Raw genomic sequence first — 1,320 nt, forward strand, 5'->3', positions numbered from 1 at the left:
CCCCGGCGGGGGTGGGGCGTACGGTTTTCCCGGGGCGGCAGGCGCACGCGCACATGGCGGATGTGGCGGGCGTCCGAATCCAGAATGCGGAAAACCATGCCGCTTTCGTGGGTTACGATCTCGCCCCGCGTGGGCACGTGCCCGGCAAGACGGAACACAAGGCCGCCCACGGTCTCGATTTCGGCCTCACGTTCATCACGGGTCAGGATCGGGCCGACCTTTTCCTCGAACGTGGCGACGGGGGTGCGGGCATCGACATCCAGCGTGCCATCGGGCCGCTCGCGGATCATGTTGACGGTGGGCTCGTCATGTTCATCCGAGATGTCGCCCACGATCGTCTCGATCAGATCCTCGATGGTGACGAGACCGTCAATCCCGCCATATTCATCAATCACCAGCGCCAGATGCACATGGCGCTGGCGCATCTGCAACAGCAGGTCGAGCACCGGCAGTTGCGGCGCCACCATAAGGGGCTGGCGCAGCAGGGGTTCCATGCGGAAGGCTTCGCTCGTGCCGACATAGGCGATCAGATCCTTCACATGGATCATGCCCACGATGTCATCGAGCTGTTCACGATAGACCGGCATGCGGGAATGGTTTTCCCGCCGCATCATGGCCAGCGCCTCATCAAGGCTGATGCTGACCGGCATCGCCACGATATCGGCGCGCGGGATCATCACGTCATCGGCGGTGATGCCGCGCAGGCGCAGCACGTTGGCCAGCAGGGCGCGCTCCTGCCGGTCCAGTTCGGATGAGCGGGGATCACCTTCCTCCGCCGCCTCATCGGCTTCCTTGACCAGCGCGGCAATGGAATGGCGCAGTCCCTGTTCGCCACGCCTGCGGGTGAACAGTGACAGGAATCCCTTGCCGCGCGACCCGGACGGAGGTTCCGCGCCGTCCGCCGCATCCGTGCCGGGGCGGCTCATGACCGTCTCTCCCGCGCGCCGGCCATCCGGCCCTGCTTCCACGGGTTGGCGACGCCAAGGCCGGACAGCAGGCGGGCTTCACGCATTTCCATCTCCCGCGCCTCGCCGGGGTGGTGGTGGTCGTATCCGGCCAGGTGCAGGACACCATGAATGACCAGGTGCGCCAGATGGGCGGCCATGTCGCGCCGCGCCGCACGGGCCTCGCGACGGACCGTCTCGAACGCGATGATGATGTCACCGCCCCACATGCCGCTACCCGCCTGCATGGGCGCGTATTCGAATGTCAGGACATTGGTGGCCCTGTTGCGCCCGCGATGGCGCCAGTTCATCTGCCGCACCGTGCGGTCATCCGCCAGTACGACCGTGACCGGGCCATGGCGGCCACCGGCTGCCA

Annotated in this window: 2 protein-coding genes; both read right to left on the minus strand. The window is 66.4% G+C overall.

Features of this window, described 5'->3' with window-relative positions:
- On the minus strand, nt 1-926 hold a 926-nt coding region (locus tag JCM25156_RS16780), incomplete at its 3' end, for a hemolysin family protein (protein ID WP_025814035.1).
- On the minus strand, nt 923-1,320 hold a 398-nt coding region (gene ybeY / locus JCM25156_RS16785), incomplete at its 5' end, for an rRNA maturation RNase YbeY (protein WP_025814037.1). The genes JCM25156_RS16780 and ybeY, both read right to left, overlap by 4 nt.

It is taken from the genome of Komagataeibacter kakiaceti JCM 25156, assembly GCF_000613305.1.